The 25,642-nt window shown below is 45.9% G+C and carries 24 protein-coding genes; 14 read left to right on the forward strand and 10 right to left on the reverse strand.

Features of this window, described 5'->3' with window-relative positions; genetic code table 11:
* Nucleotides 1–282: 282 nt before the first annotated feature.
* Nucleotides 283–2,709: a MobF family relaxase gene (mobF, locus tag LEPBO_RS0131570; RefSeq protein ID WP_017291602.1), complete on the forward strand. Its 2,427-nt coding sequence runs from the start codon at nt 283–285 to the stop codon at nt 2,707–2,709.
* Between the two features lie 23 nt (nt 2,710–2,732).
* Here mobF and LEPBO_RS0131575 read toward each other — a convergent pair whose 3' ends face one another.
* The gene (locus LEPBO_RS0131575; RefSeq protein WP_144056416.1) at nt 2,733–3,410 is read right to left on the reverse strand and encodes a hypothetical protein; all 678 of its coding nucleotides are present in this window, start codon (nt 3,408–3,410) and stop codon (nt 2,733–2,735) included.
* Nucleotides 3,411–4,051: 641 nt separating this feature from the next.
* Here LEPBO_RS0131575 and LEPBO_RS0131580 point away from each other — a divergent pair.
* The 9 genes from LEPBO_RS0131580 (at nt 4,052) to LEPBO_RS0131635 (ending at nt 13,054) form a co-directional block, all read left to right on the forward strand.
* On the forward strand, nt 4,052–5,170 hold the full coding sequence (locus LEPBO_RS0131580; protein WP_144056417.1) for a hypothetical protein: 1,119 nt from the start codon (nt 4,052–4,054) through the stop codon (nt 5,168–5,170).
* Nucleotides 5,171–6,377: 1,207 nt separating this feature from the next.
* Nucleotides 6,378–6,953, forward strand: a complete 576-nt coding sequence (locus tag LEPBO_RS0131600) for a hypothetical protein (RefSeq protein WP_017291607.1) — start codon at nt 6,378–6,380, stop codon at nt 6,951–6,953.
* A gap of 71 nt (nt 6,954–7,024) precedes the next feature.
* The gene (locus tag LEPBO_RS0131605; RefSeq protein WP_017291608.1) at nt 7,025–7,828 is read left to right on the forward strand and encodes a hypothetical protein; all 804 of its coding nucleotides are present in this window, start codon (nt 7,025–7,027) and stop codon (nt 7,826–7,828) included.
* The gene (locus LEPBO_RS0131610; protein ID WP_017291609.1) at nt 7,812–8,315 is read left to right on the forward strand and encodes a hypothetical protein; all 504 of its coding nucleotides are present in this window, start codon (nt 7,812–7,814) and stop codon (nt 8,313–8,315) included. Before LEPBO_RS0131605 ends, LEPBO_RS0131610 begins: the two co-directional genes overlap by 17 nt.
* A 29-nt stretch (nt 8,316–8,344) precedes the next feature.
* A complete protein-coding gene (locus LEPBO_RS0131615; RefSeq protein WP_026149063.1) occupies nt 8,345–8,821 on the forward strand; it encodes a hypothetical protein in 477 nt (158 codons plus the stop codon).
* Between the two features lie 70 nt (nt 8,822–8,891).
* On the forward strand, nt 8,892–10,802 hold the full coding sequence (locus tag LEPBO_RS0131620; protein ID WP_017291611.1) for a type IV secretion system DNA-binding domain-containing protein: 1,911 nt from the start codon (nt 8,892–8,894) through the stop codon (nt 10,800–10,802).
* 79 nt (nt 10,803–10,881) lie between these two features.
* A complete protein-coding gene (locus LEPBO_RS0131625) occupies nt 10,882–11,244 on the forward strand; it encodes a hypothetical protein (protein WP_017291612.1) in 363 nt (120 codons plus the stop codon).
* Complete coding sequence (locus LEPBO_RS0131630) at nt 11,234–11,857, forward strand: hypothetical protein (RefSeq protein WP_017291613.1); 624 nt, start codon at nt 11,234–11,236, stop codon at nt 11,855–11,857. Before LEPBO_RS0131625 ends, LEPBO_RS0131630 begins: the two co-directional genes overlap by 11 nt.
* Before the next feature lie 6 nt (nt 11,858–11,863).
* A complete protein-coding gene (locus LEPBO_RS0131635) occupies nt 11,864–13,054 on the forward strand; it encodes a hypothetical protein (protein ID WP_017291614.1) in 1,191 nt (396 codons plus the stop codon).
* A 293-nt stretch (nt 13,055–13,347) separates the two neighbouring features.
* Here the strand turns inward: LEPBO_RS0131635 and LEPBO_RS0131640 are convergent, their stop codons facing one another.
* From LEPBO_RS0131640 to LEPBO_RS0131650, 3 genes are all read right to left on the reverse strand, one after another.
* Nucleotides 13,348–14,100, reverse strand: a complete 753-nt coding sequence (locus LEPBO_RS0131640; RefSeq protein WP_144056418.1) for an N-6 DNA methylase — start codon at nt 14,098–14,100, stop codon at nt 13,348–13,350.
* Between the two features lie 241 nt (nt 14,101–14,341).
* Nucleotides 14,342–15,163 (reverse strand): RadC family protein, encoded by an 822-nt coding sequence (gene radC, locus LEPBO_RS0131645; RefSeq protein WP_017291616.1) that lies wholly within the window; start codon nt 15,161–15,163, stop codon nt 14,342–14,344.
* A gap of 25 nt (nt 15,164–15,188) precedes the next feature.
* Nucleotides 15,189–15,677 (reverse strand): hypothetical protein, encoded by a 489-nt coding sequence (locus tag LEPBO_RS0131650; RefSeq protein ID WP_017291617.1) that lies wholly within the window; start codon nt 15,675–15,677, stop codon nt 15,189–15,191.
* A gap of 163 nt (nt 15,678–15,840) precedes the next feature.
* Between LEPBO_RS0131650 and LEPBO_RS0131655 the strand changes: the two genes are divergently transcribed.
* Nucleotides 15,841–16,752 carry an IS982 family transposase gene (locus LEPBO_RS0131655; protein ID WP_026148520.1) on the forward strand — a complete coding sequence of 304 codons (912 nt, stop codon included), beginning with the start codon at nt 15,841–15,843 and terminating at the stop codon, nt 16,750–16,752.
* Between the two features lie 88 nt (nt 16,753–16,840).
* On the opposite strand, the gene LEPBO_RS0131660 is transcribed toward LEPBO_RS0131655, so the two are convergent.
* Together LEPBO_RS0131660 and LEPBO_RS0131665 are read right to left on the reverse strand one after the other, a co-directional pair.
* Complete coding sequence (locus LEPBO_RS0131660; RefSeq protein ID WP_017291618.1) at nt 16,841–17,356, reverse strand: hypothetical protein; 516 nt, start codon at nt 17,354–17,356, stop codon at nt 16,841–16,843.
* The gene (locus tag LEPBO_RS0131665) at nt 17,349–18,203 is read right to left on the reverse strand and encodes a ParA family protein (protein WP_017291619.1); all 855 of its coding nucleotides are present in this window, start codon (nt 18,201–18,203) and stop codon (nt 17,349–17,351) included. The genes LEPBO_RS0131660 and LEPBO_RS0131665 overlap by 8 nt, the downstream gene beginning before the upstream one ends.
* 697 nt (nt 18,204–18,900) lie before the next feature.
* Between LEPBO_RS0131665 and LEPBO_RS0131670 the strand changes: the two genes are divergently transcribed.
* Nucleotides 18,901–20,106, forward strand: coding sequence for a hypothetical protein (locus LEPBO_RS0131670; RefSeq protein ID WP_017291620.1), 1,206 nt, complete (start codon nt 18,901–18,903; stop codon nt 20,104–20,106).
* 47 nt (nt 20,107–20,153) lie between these two features.
* On the opposite strand, the gene LEPBO_RS0131675 is transcribed toward LEPBO_RS0131670, so the two are convergent.
* From LEPBO_RS0131675 to LEPBO_RS0131685, 3 genes are all read right to left on the reverse strand, one after another.
* Nucleotides 20,154–20,396, reverse strand: a complete 243-nt coding sequence (locus LEPBO_RS0131675; protein WP_225903984.1) for a helix-turn-helix transcriptional regulator — start codon at nt 20,394–20,396, stop codon at nt 20,154–20,156.
* Between the two features lie 302 nt (nt 20,397–20,698).
* Nucleotides 20,699–21,889 (reverse strand): ParB/RepB/Spo0J family partition protein, encoded by a 1,191-nt coding sequence (locus tag LEPBO_RS0131680; RefSeq protein WP_017291622.1) that lies wholly within the window; start codon nt 21,887–21,889, stop codon nt 20,699–20,701.
* Nucleotides 21,858–22,685 carry a ParA family protein gene (locus LEPBO_RS0131685; RefSeq protein WP_017291623.1) on the reverse strand — a complete coding sequence of 276 codons (828 nt, stop codon included), beginning with the start codon at nt 22,683–22,685 and terminating at the stop codon, nt 21,858–21,860. Before LEPBO_RS0131685 ends, LEPBO_RS0131680 begins: the two co-directional genes overlap by 32 nt.
* 358 nt (nt 22,686–23,043) lie before the next feature.
* On the opposite strand from LEPBO_RS0131685, the gene LEPBO_RS0131690 reads away from it, so the two are divergent.
* The gene (locus LEPBO_RS0131690; protein ID WP_017291624.1) at nt 23,044–23,451 is read left to right on the forward strand and encodes a hypothetical protein; all 408 of its coding nucleotides are present in this window, start codon (nt 23,044–23,046) and stop codon (nt 23,449–23,451) included.
* 182 nt (nt 23,452–23,633) lie between these two features.
* Nucleotides 23,634–24,536 carry a ParB/RepB/Spo0J family partition protein gene (locus LEPBO_RS38955; protein ID WP_017291625.1) on the forward strand — a complete coding sequence of 301 codons (903 nt, stop codon included), beginning with the start codon at nt 23,634–23,636 and terminating at the stop codon, nt 24,534–24,536.
* Here LEPBO_RS38955 and LEPBO_RS0131700 read toward each other — a convergent pair.
* On the reverse strand, nt 24,533–25,120 hold the full coding sequence (locus tag LEPBO_RS0131700; protein WP_144056419.1) for a hypothetical protein: 588 nt from the start codon (nt 25,118–25,120) through the stop codon (nt 24,533–24,535). The two genes, LEPBO_RS38955 and LEPBO_RS0131700, sit on opposite strands and share 4 nt — an antisense overlap.
* Nucleotides 25,121–25,642: the final 522 nt, after the last annotated feature.

Below are 25,642 nucleotides of genomic sequence, written 5' to 3' on the forward strand. Positions count from 1 at the left end.
CGATAGCGGGTGAGATAGCAACTGAGATACTTTTGAGGTCTCTCTGAAATGCTACAGAAGTAGTGTGTGAACCGAAACTGAGATAGTTTAAGAGATACTCTAAATGCAACCCTCCGAGAGTATTTATTATTCCTTGCTGTAACAATCCCAGCAGCATTGCTAAAGGTACTTTCTACTTCATTCGTTTAGCTAATCATCATAAATGCGATCAACTCAACTATCTTGGTAACCTCATCTCTATAGACGCTAGATTAGGTGTGACCTTTCGCGATCGCACTTCCAATGCTGACGGTCTCCAAGCTTAACAATGCAAATTACTATCTGCGGCAGTGCCAAACTTCAACCCAGGCTTTTGATCGAACTCAGCCTGGAGAACCTACGGGCATTTGGCTCGGCTCTGCGCCTCCGTCGCTTGGCTTACCGGAAATGGTTAAAGCAAAGCATCTGAGATTGCTGCTCGATGGGAAAGACATCTATGGTGAAAAGCTGGTCAAAGACCATCCTAATCGCGTAGCGGGATGGGACTTAGTTTTTGCAGCACCCAAATCAGTATCGCTATTTTGGGCGATCGCTCCGGAGGATGTTCAGAACCAAATTGAAGCCTTACACACCCAAGCGATGACAAAGGCAATCACTTGGCTAGAGTCGCAAACCTTTAGCCGTCGCGGCGCAGACGGATCAGATCGACAACCGATTAAGCTTGCGATCGCTGCCTTTGGGCATAGTACGAATCAAGATGGACAACCCCACTTACATCACCACTGTCTCGTGCCGAATATTGGACTTGGGTATGGTTTTACAGGTGCGATCGATAGCACCACACTTTATCGTTATCAGAAAGCGGCTGGCGCATTGTATCGAGCTGAATATGCGGCAAAACTAGAATCCGAGCTTGGACTGGCAATTCGACGCACGGAGCAATCATTTGAAATTGAGCCATTCTCTCGTGCCAAGGGAATCCATCGATCGTTGATGGATACGCTGTCCTCTCGCCGTGTTGCGATCGAGCAGCAGCAGCCCAAAGATCCATCTGGAGCGGCGCATATTGCTAAGGTAACGCGATCGACGAATAAAGATCTGCGATCGCGGCAAGAGGTGTGCGAGCAAACGCGATTGCTAGCATCACGCTATGGTGTAACTCAGAAACACATTGAGCGCTTGATTCAGTCCGGTAGAGAAAGCGGCTGGTTGCGATCGCGGTGGAATGAATGGAAATGTCTCCGGGAAGCAAGAACTGATGTGGTACGATTCCAGAGCCATTTTTCTAAACGCGATCTTGTCTGTTCGTTAGCTCAGGCAGCACAAGGTAAAGGAATTAATGCCGCTCGAATCCTCGAACTTGCTGAGACAGTTCTTGCCAGTCGTTATGTGCGATCTCTAGGGGAGCATCGAGGAGAGCAACGCTTCACCACGCATCGAATGTATAAACAAGAACAATCGTTGATGCGATCAATTGAAAAAATTCAGAGTCGTTCTCCGATACTGGTGCGATCGCGAATCATAGCTGACTCGATTCAACACTACGGATTATCCGAAGAGCAGGGGCAGTGTCTCAAGCATTTATGCCAGTCTCCGTCTGGACTCAAAGTACTAACTGGGCTATCTGGCTCTGGAAAAACGCAGGTAGTTGCTTCCCTCTCTGATGCGCTGATTCGGGCGGGCTATCGAGTTGTCACTGTATCGAATTTCCCACAATCCCTGAGCGATCGAATTCAGCAGACGCGATCATTGCTGTCGTCCCTATTGAAAGAAAAGCCCCAACATTTCACCGTTGGACAATTGCTGTGGCGATTGGAGCAAGGGCAGATCTCTCTATCTCGCTCGTCGGTTGTTGTAATCGATGATGCTCATCGGCTTAGTTTGCCTCAAATGAGTAGCCTTATGGCTGCGGTAGAGCGTTCTAAAGCAAAACTAGTCCTATCGGGCGATCGGCAAGTATCTCAGTTTAGTAGTGCGTTTCAAGCAATCACTCGATCGCATCCTTCAATTGAACTGAAAGAACTTCATCGGCAGGTGCAGGAACGTGATCGTGCTTTCATTCGAGAGATTGCTGATGGCAAAACGATGAAAGCACTCAAGAATTTATTAGAAAGGAATCAATTGACGCTCCATTCAAGCCGCCGAGAAGCAATTCACACGATCGTGGAACAATGGGCACAAAATGCCCCACAGGATTTCAGAAACCATCAAATAATTGTTGATTCTCGCTTGCTCGCGCATGAAGTGAATCAAACAGCACAGGCTACTTTAAAGCGGCATGGATTGTTACAAGGAACACCGTTAAGCGTGGGATCAATATTGCTTCATGTTGGCGATCGGATTCAGTTTCAGCAACATCATCGGCTAGATGGAATTTGTAAGGGAGATACTGCAACAGTTTTGAAGCTCAGTAAGTTGATGCGAACGGCAATAGTACAGCTTGATAATGGCGCTCGCCGAGTAATATCGTTACAACCTACTCAAAACGTCAAGTTAGGATATGCCGTGCAATCGACTCAGTTGGGGACAAGAGTGCCTGCTCAGGCCTATGTGTTGACAGAGGGCGTATGTAGAGAACATACACTCGCGCAGATATCACAATTTAGTGCGAGAATGCATTTGCACAGTTGGCAGACAGGTAGCCCCATCTTGCGGGAATTCGCTCGATCAATGCAGGTTGAGCGAGATTATCAGCTTGCGGTTGAGATTGAGCAGACGCGAACTCAGTAATTAGCAAGAGATAAATGAAGTCTTTAGATGTGCTTTTCGATAGAAACTCGCTTTAATGATGGCAGTTGAAGCTTGAGCGCTTCAACTGCTTCAATAGGATGTTGCCAACTAAATCTTCCATCATCAATCCAGGTTACTGGAGTTGTGATTGATTGATTCTCAAGCACAAGATCTGAAAGAGCTGCTCCTCGATAAAGGTGCTGAAGTTTTTGCCATCCCAGTTGATCCATTACGGATAAGATTCTAGGTTCAATCGAATCTTGAATGGTTTCTCGAAACTCCAGATACGCCTCTCTACTGATAAGTAAATCTGCAATCTCACCGTACTTCTTCTTAACAGGCTCTCTCAACACTCCAAAACGAGGTACCTGGTAGAGCAGAATCTCCTGGATAAGTTCTGAACATTTATGATTTGCGTACAACGAGATCATGCATCCCAGTGAATTTCCCACAAGCCTTACGGTTTTTTTATGATGTAACAGTGAGTCTGCAAGCTGATCACCGTACCATTGCCATGTTAACAGAGGCAATTCTTCAACAAGATTGTTGTTATATCCTGGTAGATAGACAGTCATTGTGATGAATGACTTTAACTGTTCTGGTGGAGTAGGAGTTCCCAGAAAATCGTGAACATATAGGCTATCTCCATGCACTATGTGTGAGTGCGTGCTGTCGTTTAGCCTTCTAATCTCGATAGTCATAGCTTGTAGATCCTACATGCTTAACGCTACCTCATTATGTCCGACAATTTCGCACTCTCTACTAAATCCGTAATACATTATTAAGAACAAGGTGAAAGAGTTGTGTCAATTTCGAGTTGACCGCCTCTTAGAATATAGCTATTAAAGCTGGTAAGACAGTTTAGCTAGTACATTCGAATGAAGCCGTTCTTTCGCTGTCCCAAGAATGGCTTCATTTCCTCAAGGTTTTCTCCAAGGATGTCCGAATGGTTTTAATTGTTGAACTTCTTATTTTGCTTCGTGTATAAAATCTATATGAACCAAGATAAGAAGTTCAACACGAAGGTTTTACAAGCCAAGTAGCTTTCTTAAAGCCCAAATCCTTGTTAAGGAGCAGCATTATATACTATCTTGTTGTAATATGCAAGAATTTGCTGGGGCAACGCAGAGCTGAATTCTGCCCGACCCTATTCCCCTTGCCTAAAAGAATTCGTCTACAATCTGAAGTCATATGAATGTATTAGCTGTGCGAGGTACACTCAATGACTTGTCAACCTTTACCGTTAGCGTCTTCTCCTTCAACACCGAGAGAGATTGAAGAACTGCTGCCTATCCTGAGAGAGATCGCTGAGCCAATCGATGAACTTACAAAGGCATCGAGATTGAAGATTAATCTTGAAGGTCAGCAGCACGTTTCGAGCATTCTTGAAACACGAGGCTATCCTAGACGATCGTTAGAGATTTCTCGTCTTGCATCATTGCTTTATCTATATAGTCGCAATGATATGGAGGGAATTCAGAAGTATAACACTGGCTACGTCTGGCTCTCTTTTCCAAAAGGCTTTTCGCCTGATACTTTCAGCCGCTGGAGCAAGGGGGAATCAACAGATCGGGAAGCACACATTTGTTTCTGTGCAGTCGTTCAATACCTTGATTCTGTAAAGTGCAAATTTGATCCTGTGAGAGCAACAAAAGTGCCTATCGAGCATGTTGACGATCACTGTTTAAATAGAACTAGTCAAGATCACGCGCGACTTGAAACAAACATGATTTGTCGCTTGATGACTGCTTCGCATACTGATGAAGGGTTGCAGCAGATGTCTATCCTTTACGGTCATCAGTGTGCTGAATACAACCGCAACCTTCACCTTAAGAACAACGCTCTGGATGATTTCTTTAAAGCACCTCCAACCATAGTCAGACAGGAGACGTTCGTGGAGAGCGTTAGTTCAAAGCTGGCTCATGGATTGATTGAGATCAGCTTCTATGTGGACGTTCATGATGAACAGACAAAGGAAAAGCATCGTTTGCAGTGGGGTAAAGCAGCCTTTAGTAAAGCTTCTGGAAATGCTGAGTTACTTCTCGATAGTCGTCCTGCAATGTGGGTCGGGCGAATTGCGAAGATTAACAATCAGCCTGTTGCTCATCTCAAAGGGGAGACTTTTTCTGGTGAGCGCCTTTCCTTTACTGAGTACGCCATCAATAAATTGGAAGAGATTTCTTTGGAAGAAGGCTGCTTTTCTCCTTTAAACATGGGTGGTTTCTTGAAAGATAGTAATTGGACTAAATTCCGACACTGTTGGAAGAAATCTGTCGAAGAGTACCCTGATTGGAGCGATGAGCAGCGTACGTTTGCTGCTTTTTACGAAACTTCATTTGGTAGAGCACGGAAAAAACTTGGATTTTCTGAGATTGAAATTCTGATTCTGAGCCGTGATAGCTGGGACTTACCTGATCAAATTTATGTACGTCGGTGCTACCGCAGCGATCAGACTAGCTAACGGCGATTTTTGGTATTCGATGAGCTTTTCAATCATTTCAAAACTGTAGTCCGTTTGGTGAAAACTCAGGTGTCTGCGATGGATGAAGGGATCAATCCAGAACGAGTTGGGTTGTATTCTTAGCTGCATATTCGTTGTTAGTATTTTCATCTTACCGCATCTAATTCAGCCACGAAAACTCTACTTGACGAAGGACTTTGTGAGATTCAAGCGACGACGCAGCTCTCATCTAGTAGGGCGATCTCTCAATTAGGCAGTCGATCTGCTGTGATCGTATTAGAAAATGTTGAGTCCGCACTCAAGTATCGGACGACGGCTTGCTTGGGTTCGCTATTGATTCCAATGGGTCGATGTGTTTTAGCAAAGCAGATCAGGTTTGATCCCCGTGCTATTACTACCGTCACAATACAGTTCACTGCCCAAGCTGCTGGGAATGCATCGTTCATATCTAATGAGAAAGTAATCGTTGCAAATTTCTTGAAGGCAATTCGGACAAATCTTTTGGAGGATGTTGAGAAACGCCCTCGCAATCATTCAGCTCAACGTTCAGAGTGAACTGAGCTTGCGATCTCGCTCTAGGGGTTCCTACTTGAAAATCCGGCACAGTTTAGCTCTCTCATAAAACAACCTGTGCCTAATTCAAACCGCTTCACAGATCTACATTAATTTCTTAAAGGGGGTTTTGATGCGCTTAGTAGCCACTGAATTTCAATCTGATCTATCGACACTTCTGCCTAACCTTGGGGTAGTTAGTATTCGTCTGAATGCTGTGCTTTCGCAGCCTATCAAAACATCTGACTGCGCGTTGCAACCGAATTTGGTTATGTCATTTGATAGTACAATTAGCTCTCAAGCTGGATTGTACTTCAAGGAACCAATGCAGTATGTAGTAGAACCTGCTTTCATTATCACAAGTGGGTTCAATAGCTACGCCTTCACTCTTGAGAAACGGCTACCGATCAGAACTAAAGAAAACGCATTTACTGATGCAAATCAGGTTTCGATCGTAACTTTCCTATCTGTAATCGAAGTCGAAGTACGACGAGCAATTTACACTTGCCTTTCCGTTGATAAACGTTGCTCGTGAAGCTTTTACTAGGATTGCATCAATTTCGAGAGCAGATTTGATCCCGACTAGATTGCTGCTTCTGCTCCCATAGCTGCTCAATCTGTGCCTCTTATCAATTCAAATGGAGATGTTCAAAATATGGTTGTAGCTGCGTATCCTGACGAATCCAAGCCTGATCGCTCACATGATATAGCAAATCATGATGTCAGCAATGTTCATCGAATTGCAGCATCGAACGATAAAATTCGAGAAACACTTCAGGCGTATGAAGTTTCCAAATGCTTTGGACGAAACTCAGATACTCTGCGGCAGCGATGCTTTCAGCTTTGTGGCGATCTTCACGATGCAAGAAGACGTGGAGTGAGTTGGAAAACAATTGCGGATCTTCTTGATCAACAAGGGTTAAGCATTCAGCACGAAACACTTCGTCGGTACATATCTGATGCCAAGCGAGTAGCTAAAAAATTTATTAAAGATCACGCTCAAGAGCTAAACGATCGCCTGGCTGAAGGCGAAACGATTGGATCGATCGTTGAAATTATCCGAGTGGAAACGGGGATTGGGATCACAGAAGCCATGCTACATAATTGGTTGCCATCTCCATCAAGATTGGCAAAGATGCTCCCCCTTTCCAGCGTGAGTACCCTTTCATTTTCGGATCGCATTGCAGAAGGAAACGCGCTCAACAACGCTGCGGGGCACTTTCCCGATTAGTACACGAATGGGCTGGTGTGAATCTGCCAGCCTATTTCAAATTCCCAATTATTTATGAAGGAGCCTGCTTTATGCCTACGAAAATGCCTTCTGAAACCAAGAAGCGAATCATACAACAGGCTATTGCCTATGTTCACCTATTTCTAAGCGAGAAAGGCGGTGAAGGGAAATCCACCCTGGCGCACTTACTCATAGAATACTTAATCTTCCTTCTAAAGACTCTAGTCATAATTGTAGAAGGCGATCGCTCCCAACCGGATATCAAGCGATTATTTCAGAATTTGGTTGGACATCCTGATTATTCAACTCTAGTAGAGATCACTCACGGTTTTTACAGCGAAGATATTCGACTTCGTGGAATGGGTGATCAAATTTGGGAGAGTGCGTTAAAAACTCCAAACTCTCATGTTATTTGGAACACTCCAGCCAATGTCTCTACCGCTTTATTTCAGGCACTTCATGAAGATGGATTGATTGAATTTGCTGCCGACAATCGAATTGGCATCATCAACTGGTGCGTAACCTCCGGTAACTCTGATGCAATCCGGCACTTTCTGCGTTGTCTAAAAGAGTTCCCAACAATGACACATATTTTGGTCAAGAACTATGGACTCAACGATGACTTTACTGATTTAGAGCGCAACGATGAGCTACAAGCTGCGATCAAAGCCCATCGTGTCCCAGTCATCGAACTACCTGCAATCCCTTATGAGGAACTCAAAATTATTAAGGCTCATAACCTGACCTTTACTCAAGGAATCAAAGTCATTCGCCAAACTAAGGGGGCGATCTCATCTCATCGTTTGCAACGATTTTTCAACCAAGCTTGTGCCCAAATTGAAGCTTCAGGAGTATTTCATGCCCCTCAATCATGAGCAAGAACAGCAGCAATTCATTGCGGATATCAATGCTTCACTTCCTCCAGAGATTCGCACTGATTTGGAGAAGTTACGCCGTCTCTATGATTTGAATCCAGGAGATTCTGTCTGGGCAATTGCTGCGATCGCGATGAAGCAAACTGCCTCTCACGCAGATATCTATGACCATATTCAACAAACTCGTTCAGATATTGAGGCAATCAAGGTGCGGATCGACCTTACCCTTAGCGGTCTGTCAACGAAAGCGGATGAGTTTGTCATTCGTAGCCATGAGGTCATAGAAGCGCTCCACACCTCCGATAACCTGAATCGACAACTCACTTACCTTGATCGCCATCGTGAACTAACTCATCGCCCATCTGCTGCTAAAAGCCTCGCCACAAAAGTTCCCGTGCAATTTCTTCCGATTGTTCTCGCTGCGATCGCGATCGCGTTTGTGCTGGGATTGTTGTTTGCCTGCTTACTTTTTTCGCTAGCTCGATAGGTGATGCACACCTTACTCTTATCAACTCTATGTTGCTCCCACATTCGTCCTTTTTCTGGCTGTTTCCTATCGCAATTCTTCACCTGGCGGTTTTATGGATGATCCCTCTAATGATCATCCAACTGGCCTTCCAAATTTTCTCTACAAAAACAACGCTCGGATTTGGTGATATCTATTCCTTATTCGCATCATTCGGTTATACCCAATGTTTTGTCCAAGAAGTTCGTTGCCTGAACTCACCGCTTTCAATCGCGGTACGGGCTTTCATCCGCTATGCCTTTTTGTTTTGGCGCAATGTGATCTTTTGCTGGCTCTCCCCATTAGCTGCAAAGATCATTTTCCAAGCCATCATTCGTGCCCTTGGAGGTTCATTTCCAATATTGGTTTTGGCTGAGGAATGGCTAGTTAACATCGCCATGTTTGCGGTGGTGATCTTCGGACTCGCAAATTTATTTAACTCGCCTGGGATTCAACTTAGCAATCGAATTGTTGCTTTGTACTTTTAACGATCCGCTTTCAGCTTTCAGCTCTATTGGTGCTGTTGTTTGCTTAGTTCACTTCATTAGTTCACATACTATGAACTTTCTTCGCTCGGCTTCTAATGCGATCGCGATTCTTGCGATTCTGATTTCTAGTTTTGTTGTCTCCTACTTAATTGTGCTTTTTCTCAGCGGAAATTATGCTCTTGCCCAACTTGTTGGATTTATGGCTGCTCTGGTTCTCACTTGGTGGGGGCTTGCTGCGATCGATGCTTTGAAGCGTAAGACTCGACTCGCACTGAAGCCACTGTTGAGTGTGATTCTCATTGCAATGCTTGCCTCAATTATTATTGTCGTCGCCGTTCAGTTCTTTGCGGCTTCTCTTCTTTTCGTAGCAGTCGTCGCAGGCTGGGTCGCCTTAGCAATGATTGCCAAATCGTTTGAAACTCACGCAACGACTGCAAATAGACGTGCCGAATCTCCCAATTCATCCGTTACAGGAATTGTGCAGACAGCGATCCGATCCTCCCCCATTCCTAATCTACTGGAGTTCGGCTGGGGAAATGTTCTAGTGCCATTTCTCGAACAACCGCATCACTTCCTCTTTTTAGGAACGACGGGATCAGGGAAGTCTGTCAGAATTAGACATTTGCTGCGATCAGTGATTGGAGGGATTGGCGTTTTGCCAAAGTGGGGCGCACTGATTCTGGATGCGAAGCGCGATATGGTGCCTTGGCTTGAGGGGCAACAGATCAAATACTACATTCTCAACCCTCTAGATTCACGTTTCGTTGCTTGGGACATTGCTAGGGACATTGTGGGACCATTCCGTGCTAAACAATTTGCAGTTGGCATTATCTTTGATGAGATACCGACCAAACATAACCAAAATCAATTCTTCTACGATGTAGCAGTCATTCTTCTTGCCAATATCCTTGAGGCTCTGCACGATGCTTTCGGCATATACTGGACTTTATTAGATCTAGTGAGAATCTGTGCTAGTTCTCAAACAATGGAGAATTTTTTGAGAACGCATCATCGCAACTTTGAGAAGGTTGCAGACTACTTCAAAGCAGGCAAGAAAGACAAGAATGATGCGGTTCTTACCGTCAAATCAAGAGTAGACTTACTCGATCCGATTGCTGCAATTTGGCAGCATTGCCCTAAGATCTCTTTGACCGAAATCTTGAACGGTAACGCCGTTGGCTTGCTTGGAGTAGATGAAGAAGCCAGCGAGACAGTAGAAGTTGCAAACACCTTAATCTCCCGATTTTTAATGGGATGTCTTCAGAGCTTGCCGGACGATAAAACTCGGCGCTTCTGGCTTGTTTTAGATGAATTGCCAAAAGCAGGATCTATTCATCGGGGTCTTGAGGCAGCGATGGCGATTGGTCGCTCGAAAGGCGTTGTCGTGATTCTCGGTTTACAGGATGTTGCTCAAGGCATCGAAACGTTTGGAGAAAATGTTTTCAAGTCCATTTTTGGGCTTGCTCGGTATCACGCTTACTGCGGTCTGGATGATTCATCAGCGCAATGGGTTTCAACCCAGTATGGTCAATTTGAAGTTGAGCTACGCTCAAACAGTACCAGCCTAGGAGCAGATGGAAGCATCTCACAATCGATTAATTACTCAACGGGGCAACGCCCCTGTTTGCCCCCTCAAATGCTTTCGGACGTAAACTATCTAACCGCTCAAGGTCTTTGGGCAGTGTTCAGAGTGCCAAAACAAGGACTGCATCGTCATTTTGATTCTTGGGAATTTCTCAATCGCTTTGAGGTTATTCCAACGTCTACACCAGGCTATCTGCGCTTTGCTCATGACGATCCCCGTCTTCGAGTTCCGAAAATGACCGATGCTGAGCGCATTCGTTTATGCTATCCCCCTGCTGATAGTCAGCATGAGGTGAACTATCAACCCAGTCAGCGCAAGCGCGATCGTGCTCAGAATTCCCAGTCCAAGTCTAAAAGGCTAGGGATAGTAAAACGTCAACATGCTCCGGAGCAGTAAGTTCAGTTTCGTTTCTTACAGTGATTTATATCCCGATACGGATGTATCTAATTAGTTTGCCGTTTACTATCATCAAAGCATGTCCAAAGTCATTTCTTTTCGCGTTTCGGATCAGACCGCAAAATTAGCTTTGAAATCGTTTCAGGATCACAATCCAAACGATAATGCCAGCATTAACACTATCTTTCGTCGGCTCGCGCTTCATGCTTTAGCAACTCAGTCTCAAGAAGCGCAACTTTCAGAAATTAGACAAACGGTTGCTTCTACTCAAGCAGAGCTAGTTCAAATTCGACAATTGCTTCACTTGGTTTTGAGCGCGCTTCAGTTGCTTTGGAAAACGTTTCTCGATCGCTTTGTTGAAGTTGACGACACCGAATTTACCGAACTCACCAATCTCCTCAATTTTTTTGATGATGAAGAGGTCATTGACCATGAAATTTAAATTGTCTGCTGTCTTATTTGTAGGAATGCTTTGCCTGCTCGGACTGTCGGCTTGTCGATCAATTGGAAAAGCCCAAGAGTTACCCAAGAGCGTCATTATCGTCTCAGAAAACAAAACGGCTGATCAAGTTGAGTTGTTTAAGATTGCGATCGATGATGCTCTGAAAACGCTTACTGAAACTGATGAACTAACGCTTGGCGAAGTTAAGGGTAATGGGATCGCAAAGCGTTATTCCAACAAAGTTGTTGAGTCTGATATTCAAGACGCAATTCAAGACTTACAGCCGAGTAAATCAACTAATGAACGTGCTTTAGTTGATGCGCTTGCTTCCATTAGTCAAAAATGCCGTAACACTCGGAATACGCAGGTTCGAGCCATCGTCATCACTGAGGGTACGGCAAATCCGACGATCCTGCGACAGATGCGAGCCATTGTTGAGAAAGACTTGGTGCAGTGCCCACGGCTGGTGGTTGCTTTTGTCGGGTTATCTCCTGATCTGAGCGATGCAACAGTTAGTCCCCTTCATGCAATTTCCGATCGCGCCAAGAGCGGTCGAAAAGCTGGGCAATCAATGAGTGACTCAATTACCGCAATCCACGACACTTTGGAGTAGTATCCTATGATTTTGCGTAATATCAAGTCCGCTTTGGGTATCAAACCTTCTTATCTTATCAGCTTGGGACTTCAAGACCCAGAAGCTTTTTTGAGCGATCCCGATGTTAAACAATTGCTCGATGAACTGAGGAATTGGAACGAGAATGAACTAGTCTTCAAATTTACCCAAAACATTGCGCCGCTCTTACGACACTGCGCCGCAATGATGAAATTAATCGCGCAGCTTCGATCGGATCGTGAGGTTCTGGGTGCGTGGCGCGATCAATGTAAGATTTCAATTGGAGAACTTCCCAAGCAGGCTAAGCGAAAAAGTCAGAATCAAAGAGCCATGATTTCAGATGTAATCGGGCTGCATGACATTTTACCCTCGATAAAAGAACTTTTATCGCTGTTACTAGTTAGTATTTGGTTACTAAGTGGGACTCTGCCATTCCTTGCAGGTATTTCTTTTCGTAAGGCGCTTGACGGTGTGATTGATGGACAGCTACAACTAATTCCAAGGATTGGAATTGGACTAGTAGGTGCGATTGCGTTTGCCTTTGTTAGCAAGCGGCTCCAAGTTCTCGCATTCACCTATCTCCGTCCGAAATTCGCTTGGCTGGTGCCTTGCTTTTTAATCACAATCGAAGTCCTCCTGGTCTATCAAGGTTCGCTGCAACACTATAGCTACCTTGAGAAGAAGCAGATCACAACGCACATTGCTGCGATTGCGTTTTCAATGTTCGGCGGGATCATGAGTGCGGGGTTAGCTGCAATTACGCTGGATCGAATTAAAAAAGCGAAATCTCATTCAACGGTAACGATCGTGGAAGAAAACCTGCAATCGAATTCAACGATTCGTTCCCTAGACGATTACAAAGCTAGCGATGAAGCTCGTCAACGAATTTATCGAGCGGTGCTGAAAATTCGCGATCGTCGCTCTTCAAACAATGACTCTACACCGTCTGAGGTTGCTTCAGGACAACTCATTCCCATGAATGACTTTCTATTTTGGAAGCAGGAGCTGGCCAATACAACCAGCCAAATTGCAGAGATTTCTCGTCAGCTCAATGGAGCAATGATTGCTCTCAAGAAAGCTCAAGGTGAGGCTGCTTTGCAACTCGATTCGTTTTTCAGGCAGTATCGCTTTCTTAAACGGATGCGCCGATTCGTGTCATTCTTTAATGATCTTAAAGGCAATGCGCCCTTGCCCTAATTGCGTTCTGATTCTTTAGCTCTGCCCCGTTGTCTAATCGAGTTCCCATCTCACAGGAGTTAGGAACTCGATTGGTCTGCGGAGGAACGCTCGTTAATGAAGTGGCAATGAGCGTCCCGCAAATTGCGCTTATTGTAAAGTGGGGCTAAATGGAATCAACGCTTCAGCGATGTGAGGCGTACTTTTCATCTGGACAAACCTTCGAGGGGACTGCTTCTCTATGAGGCAATTGCTTAATAAAGAAGCAGTCCCGCGATCAAAACCATTATAGATTTCGAGCGGGATTGCTTGACTCACTCAAACAGCTTGAGCTGTTGTGGAGTAAAGGTAACATCAGCTTCAGATGCTTCCAATTTCGATGCTGCCACAGCCTCTTCCGCGATCGCATCTCCATCATTCGGTTGTTCTATTAAGCGATTCGCGCAAGTTTCCTGCTCTAACTGCCGTAGAAACAATAGCATCCGAAGTGCTGGATCAGTTCGGCACTGGTGTCTCCAGAGGGCTAATGCAGGTGTATCTCGATGCTCGAACGTTTCCAGCGTTAATGTATTGCCGTGGTAGATGTCTGCCATCACTCCAAGCAATCCAAGCTGGATCACGCACATATTAAAAGCGTTGCGCGATACATCGACCGCGTGAAACAAGACGCGATCGCTCGCATCATCAATCTGAAGCTCCTCTTTGATGACCTGGTACGCCTCGATCAAAAGTCCACCAGAGCCGCAAGCTGGATCAGAAATCGTAATTAGTTTCTTTTGGTTCAAAATAGACTCTAAAAACGATCGAGTTAACGTCATCCGAGCCATTGTAATTCCTAACGACTCAGGTGTGTAAAACTCTCCATTTCGCTCATTTGCTCCAAAGTCCATATAGATTGGACCCAGAAAATCCCTCTCAAAGGTTTGCACCGCAAATGTTGTCATTCCTAAAAGTGATGCAAATGCATTCATCTCTTTTTCGGAATGCCGTTTCGCGATCGCAAAGTATTGAGCTTCGCGTTCATTGAACCTTTCATCTTTCGGGATCGCCCCTGCGTTGTAAGGCATTTGCGAAACCACGATCGAAGCAACCTCTAAAAAATCCCTGAATAAATCCCTCGGTGCCCGATGTGCGGAGACCTCTTCGAGAATTGAACGAAACGACCGCTGCGCGTCCTCAAACGTCGCAATAACCTTCTGCTTTTTCCCACTCAAAATTGATCAACCTCAATTCAGCGAGGAGTATCGCTATCAAAGGCAACCGTTCAGGTCAATCAAAATCGTCATGTGGGAAAGCGGAGAGCGCAACCTACGATGAAATTTCGCTCCATAGTGTTGTTGTGGTCCGAAGGCTCAAGAAATCGCCATTTCCAAGAATAAGATGATCTAGAACTGGCAGCATGAGAAGCTGTCCCGCATCGAGCAGTTGTTTTGTCAGTGCGATATCTTCTGAACTAGGAGTAAGATTTCCAGACGGATGATTATGGGCGATAATCAAGCGGGCCGCGTTTTGTCGAATCGCTTCTCGAAATACATCCGGCGGATGTACGCAAGTCTGATTCCCACTTCCGATCGCGATCAGTTGCTGCCCTAGCAGCTGATGCTTGATATTGAGCAGCAGAACAGCGAACCGCTCCTGGGGTTGAAACATTAGATTTTTCGACAAAGCTTGGGCTGCGAGTTCAGGCGAATCAATCACTGTTCCAATGGGAGGTGACTGTAGAAATAATCGTCGTCCTAGCTCGATCGCGGCAAGAATCGTCGCCGCCTTCGCTTCTCCAATGCCATTGACCTGCATTAATATTTCCGGCTTGGCCTCTCTCAGCGATCGCGTTGCATCATCTAGATGATTTTGTAGATGAGCGAGCAGCTTTTGAGCGAGAGCGACTGCGGACTCTCCTTGAGAGGCATTGCCGCTTCCCAGTAGAATTGCGAGTAGCTCTGTATTTGAAAGATGTCCTGCTCCTTCGGTGAGTAAGCGCTCCCGTGGTGTTTCACCCTGTGGATAATGACGAAGCGTCAGGGTAGGATCTGACGATCGTTTTGCTGCGGCATACGAAGACTTGAGTGTCGGTGAAATGCTGAAGTCAGCCCAATCAGTCTCTAATGAATGATGAATCTCTTCGCGCATTTTTGAAGTACGACTATGCAAGCCCTCAATTATCGAATCGCTGTTCTGCTGCCCAAAGCAGGCGAGATGCACTGGAATTGATGTATCCTTCTGACTGCAACCAACTGAGATATTGATGTTGATCGAATGGCACTCGGTAAGCATTGAAGCCAAGATGCCTTAGCTCTGAAATGACGCGCATCACAAAGCCCTGATGAATGCCGACTGATCCGAGAATCTGGGCATCCTCACAGTAGATCTGAAAATCGCTTTCGGTCAGGTAGGTAATGATTGGAATCGTAGATAGCGGCATTGTGGCTGTACTCTGCGATCGCGCTGTTTGAATGACATGCTCACATGCTTGCGAAAGTAATGAGTCAAGCTGCATCAATAGCATGATTGCAGCATCAGGAATTGCAGCTTGATCATTGATCCACGCTTCGATAACGCTGACATCAACTTTGAGATAACGGCTCATTGTTTCAGCATTCAAAAAGTTGCGGATCACAATCGCTTCAAATTGGTCTCTACTCATCGTGCCAGTGGCTCAAGCATGTTCTACAACTTTCTACGAATCGTTCGCCTCTGTCAGTCCCGATCTTACTCAATCTGACGTGAGTTCGACGAGGGAAAGTAGCGCAAAAGAAAAGCTGAGACTACGTTTGAAAGAGTAATCAAAATCTTTCGAGTCTCAGCTTATGGAACCTATCGTATCGCGCCTCGACCTGACAGCTTTGTTCTGCGACGTAGACGACTTCTGCCAGACCTTTGAATGGGCATGGGCACACCAGCCCCAACTGCCGTCGATGCCTGGAGAGAAACGCAGTCGTTCCCGGTTGCGCTTGAGTGAAGTGATGACCATCGTGATTGCCTTTCATGCTTCTGGTGCAAGGACATTCAAGGATTTCTATACCCTGACCGTTCTACCGCATTGGCGCAAAGCGTTTCCGAATTTGGTGAGCTACACCCGATTTGTGGAACTGATGCCTTGGTGCTTGATGCTGTTGTGTTGCTTCCTGATGACCCGACGCGGCGAGATGACGGGGATTGCCTTTGTCGATTCCACTCCAATTGAGGTGTGCCATCCCGCCCGTGCCCACAGTCACAAGGTGTTCAAACATCAAGTGGGTTGGGGCAAAAGCTCAACGGGCTGGAAGTTCGGCTTCAAGTTGCATCTGATCATCAACGAACACGGAGAACTCCTGGCGTTCAAGCTGACTCCTGCCAATACTGACGACCGTGCTCCTGTGGCTGAAATGACCGAAGGCATCTTCGGCAAGCTGTTTGGAGACCGGGGCTATATCTCACAGAAGTTGTTTGAGGAACTGTACGAGCGCGGCTTGAAACTGATCACCAAACGCAAGCGCAATATGAAACAGAAGCTCGTCACGCTGATGGATAAGATTCTGCTGCGAAAGCGTTCCCTCATTGAGTCAGTGAATGACCAATTGAAGAACATTTGTCAGATTGAGCATTCTCGTCATCGCAGTTATTGGAATTTTCTGGTCAACCTGATGGCCGGGTTGATTGCTTACACCTATCAGCCCAAGTTACCGTCGCTCGATTTGCAACCGAAAGGGTTGCCTGCTTTGCCTCCTGCCATCTTTTAGCGTGTCGAACTCACGTCAATCTGACGCTCGAAACCTAGCAAAAACTGCGATCGCGGTTGACTAGGGCCGTACTTTTTCTTGCCAGCGCTTATTTTCGCTCTACTCGTCCTGAACGGCGCATCGATTCCCAAAGGATCTGAGCTATCTTATGCTCGAAAAGAGCGACCTGAAGTGGATCATTTTTAGGTGGTTTTGTGAGAAGGCGAACCAGCTCACTCATTCTTCCAAAGTCTTCCTCTGCATGTTCAAGCAGAACTAATAAGGCTCGAAAAATGTGACTAAAAGTATTGGGTTCACCTGTGAGGCGGTATGCAAAGTCCTGCCATTTTTTCCGCTCTGAATTTGTGCAGCGAACCCGGATTTCACTCGACATGATTTCTCGGCGTTCTCCGGCTTTGGGCTGAGATCTTGCCATCGCAGTGAGTGAACTTTGTGAATTCCCTGCCCCTTCATCAAGTTCAGTTGGCTTGCTCTGATCAAGGGGCTCAGAATCTTGAGGAACGGTTAAGGATTGATCTAAATCGCTGAGTGGGGAGATGACCCGCTGCAAGCGTGAGCCAACAGGATTGTAGTTAACATCGAGGACTGTTGCTCGCTTACCCATGATCAACCTCATCAAAAGTTTGACGATCGAAAAAACGAGCAATCTTTGCCTTAAACTCTTGCGCCATATCACGGAAGCACTGAGTAATGGCATGATCAGGATGCGTTTGGAAGATCGACTTCTGTTGGGTCTGGGCGGTGGGGATAATGGTAGAGCGCTGAATGACAGGTTTGAGGACGTATTCTTTGAATTCCTTATCCACATAGGCAATGAGTTCCCGACTTAGCCGAGTGCGGGCATCGACTGCTCCGATCGCTAACCCTACGAGCTGTAAATCTGGATTGCCGTATTTTCTCACTTCTTCAATGTCATGCAGCGCTTCTTGCAGACCTTGAATTGCCAGCCCTTCTGGAATGGCAACGAGCAAGAAACCATCCGCTGCTTTATAGGCCGCCACGATGGGTAGTGGAGCGCTAGGAGGCGTATCAAGAAAGATAAAGTCGTAGTAACCCCGTAGTTTCTTGATCACAGGCTTGAGGACATCATGAAGAGGCGTATCGTCAAACTTTGACTTCTTGGCTCGAAGCCGCTCCTCTAGCTCTTCTAGCTTGCGTGAGCCCGTCAGAAGATGAAGAGACTCTGGTAGGGAATGACCTTCATCTTCATGCGTCACGATCGCGGTTAGTGGATCTTCATCTCCAAGCAATACTTCAAACGTTCCCAGATAAGCACGAGGGTCGATGCCTAGATGCTTTGTTGAGCCCGCATTTACATCCAGGTCAATGATCAGCACCTTATGTCCCTGCTCTGCGAGCGCATAGGCAAGCTGAATGGTCATGGTGGTCTTGCCGACTCCTCCTTTTTGGTTGCCGATGCCAATTACAAGGGTTTGATGTTGGCGTTTCATACGGTGTTATGCAAAAAAAGTAGATAAAATCTTGCAGCGATAACTGACGTTGTTCCTACGTCGCGATGTAGGAACGTAGGAATGTTGTTACCGGAACTCTCTCAAACGGCTTCAGTTTAGACAAGCTCAAAAGCCCATTAAAACAGTGAAAAATCTAATCCTCTTGCTATCGCGCTCGCGTGGTGATGCTCCGCAATGTCCCTACGTAGGCATGTAGGCATGTAGGAACGTTCCTACGTCGCGACGATGTAGGACGCTCTTCGGGGATCGATTGAGCTAATACTGCGATATTGCAAACTCTTCTAAGCTATTGTCGAATGATGATAGGGCACGCTCAGGTCTAAGATGACGCTTTGATGACAAAGCATCCGCCGGTTTCACCTTTCTTGAGATCAGGAGAAACGAGCAGTGCAGGGGTGAGCTTGTGATGAAAAAAGAAGGCTCCCGCACTCAAAGATGATTCGATGAAAATGAGAGAGCCAAAAAGATCAGTCAGGTCTAACGATCGAAAATCAATTCCAAAGAAGAAAGCAAATGCCTAGCCCGCATCTGCTTCTTTCGTTCTCTGAAGGTTCAGAATGAATTTCTCCGGTTAGCTTCTAGGTAGACTAGAACGACACATTTGGTTCGTCAAGAGATTAACTCTGAGTGGGTTTGTGCGGTTTGATTTTCGATCTCCACGTTTGGAGGTATCGAAATGCATTCTACTCAATCTTCTTCGCCCATTGAAGGGGGATACTGCCTGCTTTCCCAAGCGACCCTTACGAATGTCTTGGGCGCACTCATCGATCGCGCCATTTCCTATCGAGCGGCACGAGTCTTTTTTGCCTGCTGTTCGATGCGATCGATTCGAGAAGCAGCGGCTCGTTGTCAGATCCGAAAGCACCAGAAGATTCAGTTTCGATTCGACGAGATTCGCCAACGTGTCGGCACTCAATCTGAGAAACTGATTCGAGCGGATTTAAAGCAGCTTGAGCGATCGGGCCTTCTCTCTTTTACTCAAGATGCGATCGAGGTTGTGACCGTTCCAATCAACTTCACGCAATCGTTCGATCTAGGTCGCTCGATGCGACGACTCATTCCAGTTCCCCGGCGCATTCTAGAATATCTCGCCCAATGTCCCAGTCCTTCCGTACTGCGTGGCATCATCGTTTATGTGCTCAGAGGTCTCACGCTTCGTCAAGGGATTGTTTATGCCTGCGGCTCAGTTAAATCCTCTTGGGTCGCTCAGATTGCTCATATCAGCCTTCGCGCAGCGAAATCAGTTCGTGCTCATTTGATTGAGATTGGGTGGCTAACCAAAGATACTGGCTCCACTCAGCGAAAGCTCAATGCTACAGGTGCTTTTTTCCGCATCAATACTCAATGGAGGCGATCGTCTTCTACAACGAAGCAACCTCGGGCTGTGGATAACTCGACAACTTCAGATTCTCAATCTGCACCCCTGATCGCAAAATTGGGGAGTAAATCTGCACCCCCAATACAAGACTTAAAAACTTCTACGAACTCTAAAGACCAGAAATCTTCCAAATCACTTCCTGGTGTTTATCAACAAACTCAAAAAATTTCGCCACCGATACTCCACAACATCCAGGCAAACGACCTGTATCATTTTCACCGCTTGGAGCTTCTGTATTGGCAAGCGATTGCGGCGAAATGGCTGATCCACTCTGAAGCGAGTACACTCAATTGGATCTGTGCAGCAGTCAGGGCGCGAGAAGTTGTCAAGCGTTCAGGCGGCAATGCCGTCAAAGTTTTTGTCACGATTGTCCGCCGCAAACTCTGGAATACAATTACAGGAACGCAGGAAGACTACGCTCGCAAAAGCCTGGTTCGATTTCGAGAGACCTGTCCACAACTTTTTCGTCACAGGAGCGAGAGCGATCGCAGGATTTCTGTTTGAGCTTTTCTGACTCAATTTTAGGAGATTTACATTTCGTTGCTACATCGCTACGGAGCTTCCGCAACTGCCTGATAACTTGCAAGCTCACTGAGCGAACAGTCCAGCTTCTCACAAAGAATCTGCATCTGGAGTGGAGTCAGTTTGGGAAAGCTTTCCCCTGTTTCCCAGGAACTAATGGTCTGCTTGCTTAAACCCAAGGCTGATGCCAAATCCTTTTGTCGAATTTGACTCCGTTTTCGTTTGAAACAGAGCCACTCACTAAAAGTCATCGTAGATCCAGGAAGGGTCATAGCTGGAGTCACTGAGCGAAAGACGTGGAATAAGAATACCTCAAATTTCAGATGAGTAGGTCAACTTCTTGACCGTTTTCAAGATGAGCTGTCTGATCCACTGGACAAGTCCAGAAAATCATTCTTTGTCTGGCTGTGTGGATCAAAACAGGGATTTATGGATTTGTCCGCTTTAGGATTACTTTCGTAACCCGTGATCGCAGCAGCTCAAAGGATTAAAATAGAAGCTGCCAATAGATACCGATGCTGCAATTGCAGCATCGGGTTTGCCTGAAGAGATATCAAAACTCCTTCAGAGCATATCAGACCATTTTTTCTAATTGCGCTAAAACATTTTTCAACACTGTTTTAAGCTCGTTCCGCTGCTCTACAGGAAGTGCATCTTTAAGGCTTAAATCGCGGATAACGTGAATCACTTGGTCAACCTGTTCATTGCGATGTTCGCCGGATGAATCTTCTGCTTCCCCACTTTTAGAGGATTGTTTTCTTTGTTCAGCTACCCATCGTCTTGTTTCGATCGTCGATAAGTTCCGAGAGGTCACTTCTTTGATTGCTTTCTGTCGCAACTTTAAAGCTTGTTTTTCTGTGATTCCAAGCTTTTGAGCAGACAGCCCATTGAGAAGTAATGCTTGAGGACAGCCTAGCCGTTGAGTTCGGATTGCTGCTTTTAAGTCATCAAACAGGTTGAGTGTAGGAAAAATGTTGCGATTGAGAGAAGCTGGGTGTTCCTGTAGACCAAGAAAGACCAAAAACGTTTGAACTTCGATTTCCTCAAGCCCAAGCTCTTCCAGTACTCTCTGTTGTTCTTCCTGGGGTTGAAGATGTAAACGATCTCCAAGGGATTGATTTTTACGCTTCAGCCGAATCAATACTCGATTTACGATGCGGGATACATCTTCTTGGGGTAAATCTGGAATTTCATCACTCGCGATCGCAACCAGCGTTTCTGCCTTGTCAAGTGCGTTTAATCCTCGACGGTGCAAACTGGTCAGATAAGCTCTGCGTCGAAGTGTTTTATCATCTTGAGGTCGGGCTGTGAAGACAGCATCAATGGTTTCCCACCCCATCGCTTCAGCCGAGCGCCAGCGACACTCTCCATCAAATAACATTCCATCTTCAAACAAGATGATTGGATCGAGTTGCCCTTCTTTTAATAGAGATAGCCGCATTGCTTCGACCTCTTCATCAAAGGTCTGACGGGGCTGGTTCGGGTTTCGATGAACTTTGTTGACTGGGTATTTAACGACTCCCTGAGTGCCTTTGAGATGATCTCGCAATACCCCGATCTGCGTTTCAAGTTGCGCTTGCTCTTTTGGATCCAGCATTTGTGATCTGAGATGTTCAATCTCACTAACAAGCTGTTGTTCCCGCTCTACGTTCTGGCTCAACTCTTCTTCTAGACTTTGAACTTTGCCTCGCAGATTGTGAAGTTCTTGGTTCTGATCGACTTCACTAAAAAAGTTATCTATGTCGAGTCGATCTCGCTTTGCCACGTTGCTTTCCTCCCAATTCTTTCACAATATTATTAACGATCGCCTCAAGCGGCTCGATAGCTGGGTGGCTCGTTCGATGTACCCTTAATGGCACCCCCTCTGACCACGCATTTGTGAATGCGGTGTAATGTCGGATCATCGGAAAAACTTCATAGCCTCGCGCTTTGTAGTAGGGCGGTAGCTCTTGGGACAATCGCTGATGTTCCGCCCCATTTTCAACATTATTGATGACAAAACCTAGAATTTTAGGTGGCGAATCAAGTTTGAGTTCTTGAATACTCGCAGCATACCAGTCTAATAGTACTCTTGTTCCGTCAATCGCCTTTGCATCAGGCACTAACGGGATGAGCAGATGAGTTGCAGCAACCAGAGCTGCTTTGGGAATTGTTTCTAGCGTTGCAGGGCAGTCAAAAATAATAAGATCATGTGGCAAGGGATATTGCTCGATCGCATCCTTGAGCAGGTCAACTCCCCCAGTTTGCGCCAAATTTGGCATCACTTTGAAAAGGGCATTTCCTCCTTGCAATACCTCAAGGGTCTTAACATGATTGCTCCAAACGGGGACAAATGAATACGTTCCATCAAAGAAGCCTGAGAAGATCCAGGCGCAAGTTGTTTTCGGTGCAGGGGTCTTATTTAGGCGACAGGCAACATTAAGCGAACCTTGAGGGTCGAGATCAAACAGCCCGACTTTGTATCCTAATCGAGCAATTTCGTACCCCAGGTTTGCTGCCAACGTGGTCTTACCCACGCCCCCAGCCCCCGTCATAATTGCCAATCTGATTTGCTTTGCCATGGGCCTCATTATAATTGTGAGGTATGTACCGTAGCACTACAGTACACGAAATTCAGCTTGTTGAATCAGATTAAGTCCTCCATTTTCAGTTAAGCTCTCTATGAATGAGGTATGTACCGTAGCACTACAGTACGCGAAACCTGGCTTGAATTTATCAGATGTTTGTGGACTGAGGTTTCCTCAACCAACAATGCTCGATTACGCAGTTTGCCGAAAATAGGTCGAGAAAACAGCGACTTACGACTTTGGAGCATAGGTTCACTGTATCGACGGATTAATGGTATTACCGTTAATAAGTGGCTTGCTCGCCTAATTTCTTGCTCTAGCATCAGAGACGGAATAATGGTAATACCATTCGATGGATTCTTCTCGGCGACGCATCGTTGTTCCAATCTCTCTTCAACCTGCTGATCGAGCAAGACTTGAAGAGTTGCGATCACGCTTTGCCACTATTTTAAAGTCGAACATCAATACAAGCGAAACGGTTCGACTTGCGATCTCAATTGGCTCTGCTGCTTCTCATGAGCAAGTACGACAAGTTGTTCTACAAACAACGCGAATCCCACGCGGTCGCCCTCCTATACCTTGGACTGCTCGCTATTTAGATGATCAGGAGGAAGAGTGGGTTAGAGAAGAGCAGGAGCGACTTCAGCGCCTCAGATTGATACATGAACTTCAAGTTCTGCGATCTTATTTGGTAAGAACGTCAGATCAAGAGAAGCGATTAGAAGAAATTTGTCGTGAACTCAATATGGTGCTGGCTTAGCAGGTTATCTCTTAGAGCCGATAGAGAATGACTCAGACTCTGTGTATTGCCCTCAAAATTCTGTTGCAACGTCGCAACGGAAAGATTTCTCTTTAATTTAAAGTTGAAATTTGCGATTGTATTCCAACGTGATTTCCGTAGCCGAACAGTTCTGAGCATGTTGCTAAACCTAATATTTGAGTATGAAGGCGGAAAACGACGCTGTCGCAATCAATTTGGTCGAGGATGTCGATACAAAACAAAACGTTCAGCTAATTCCTCTCAACTGCATTCAAGTTGGCAAGCAATCCCGAACCTATTTTTCGCCACATAGCTTAAATCTACTTGCGCAATCCTTTCAAAGGTATGGATTTCAAGGTGTGATTAATGTCCGTTATATTGATCGAGATTGCTATGAAGTCGTAGCAGGCGAGCGCCGCTTACGAGCCGCTAAGCTTGCGGGCTTAAAGGCTGTTCAGTGCATTGTCGGAGACTTTACGCCTGAAGAGGCATTAGAATTTGCACTTCGAGAAAACCTTCAGCGCGAGGATCTCAGTAAACTTGAAGAAACCGAAGCTCTGCTAGCACTATTGTCTTTGAAGCTCAAGCTAGAGCAGTCGCACATTATCGAGGTGATTAATAAAGAAGGGCATCTCGACCGACAGAAAAATAATCAACCTAAAAGTACAGAGTTGCAGCAGATTGAATCGTTGCTCGGCTCGTTTGGAATTGAGCTTCAGACATTTCGGACTAAGAATTTGCGAACGCTCACTCTCCCCTATGAGATTCGCCAAGCTCATTTAGAGGGAGGATTACCATATTCCTCAGCGTTAGAGATTGGCAAAGTGAAAGATCCGACAGTCCGTGCCAATGTTCTTCAAGAAGCATTAGCTCAAGGATATTCAGTCCGAGATGTGCAAAGCATCGTTCAACAGGTCGCTCAACCTTCTTCTCGTGAGACATTAAAACCGAGCGATCGGGTTCATGCGATCGCGCGTCGGTTAAAAAAAGTAGAAGCCTCTATTCGAGATCGAGTGAAGCTGGATCAAGTGATTGATCAATTCATTGATGTGCTCGAGGAGATTGTCAAGGATCGCGCTTCCTAATCCGCTTTTCGTTCGAGTCTTAGATGCAATTCGACGCGGGGGCGATGAGATTTACGACGCATTCGATTCATCGTTTTGACGAGCTTCAGCTTTTGCCGAATCACCCCTGGGAACGAATAGAACCGAAGATTGTTCATGGCAGCTTCGACTTCTGATTTGGGACGATGTGCGATCGCGAAAAGATAGCGCTCGATCGGTTTCCAGGTACGACGCGCAACTTGTACGCAGGGCACTCCACCTTTCATCCCGATCGAGTATCCTGCAAAATGGATCGGAGCAATGCGGATGTCTCGCCAGCAGATTCGATCAAACGCGGGATGTTTCCCTTCAGTTGCGAGCAAGATAAAGCGATGCCCTTGCCGCACAAAAACAACGTTTGCCAGTCCTTGACGTTTCCGCCTTGTACGAGTCATGCGACATTGTGTAATGTCATAGGTTTCGATGAGCTTGGCATCGACGTGTAATGGATCTTTGCCAGCTGGAATCTCTCTCATTGCATATCGGTAATATCCGAATCTCACATAGTCGATCGCGACGCGACGAATTAGCACATGGAGTTCAATGACGACAAACGAGTAAGACATAGCGATTACTCGACGGAAAAAAGAGAATTGATTCAGGGTAAAACCCCTCGGTTCAATTCTCAAAAACCGAGCACCAATCCAGTTGCCATCTGCATACTTTCCAATTTCCATTTAGACGGAACATGGAAGGATTTTTCAGCATTGGGCAACCGTTTCGACGCAGCAAAAACGACTTTAATTTGACGTTTTCAACTTTTCGACTTTTAGGTTTGTGTTGACCCGTGGGATACGGAAATCGATGAACGGTCGAAAAATCGTATTTCAGATTCCTCGAATCGCTCCACGTCTTATCGTTGAGAAAGCTTACACCAGCTTTGAATTTGACAATGTGAAACTGAGATGTCGTCGGTCCTTTTGTTTTCGATTGAGCCATTCACGGTGACTCTCGAGCGATCTTAAGACTGGCAGCCCTTTGATCTCCTATCAGACCCCGCTCATCGATCTACAGAGTTTGAAGTCCGTTGTGCTTTGCAACGAGCCGAATTGATGATCCGGTATCTGTAGATGTTGCCCGTTTAGCAC

This window comes from Leptolyngbya boryana PCC 6306 (assembly GCF_000353285.1).
Lineage (GTDB): Bacteria > Cyanobacteriota > Cyanobacteriia > Leptolyngbyales > Leptolyngbyaceae > Leptolyngbya > Leptolyngbya boryana.